Source organism: Peribacillus sp. SIMBA_075 (assembly GCF_046534585.1).
Map to the genome: position 1 here is coordinate 1 of NZ_JAWRYN010001330.1, position 246 is coordinate 246.

Genomic DNA, 246 nt, shown 5'->3' on the forward strand with positions numbered 1-246 from the left:
CCAAGACTTGTACCCTATGAGTCTCTGTTCTCGCTACGTCTCGGGCTTTTTTTCGCGCAAATTCTGTGCTTCTCTCAATTCGCTTGGCTATTTTGCTATAATCCTCACCCGCTTGAATGCCTTGAGCAATGGAAATTTCAATCTGCCGGACATAATCATCACGGTGACGCTTATATAAGGCTGAAAGAGTCAATTCAGCTATCGGGTTTAATATTGCCTGCTGAATCATCGCAGTTGTTGGCAACG

1 protein-coding gene is annotated in these 246 nt (G+C 44.7%); it reads right to left on the bottom strand.

Annotation, left to right across the window (positions count from 1 at the left end):
* A partial coding sequence (locus SB775_RS32665) for a phage minor head protein (RefSeq protein ID WP_410865445.1) occupies positions 1-246 on the bottom strand: 246 nt, incomplete at both ends.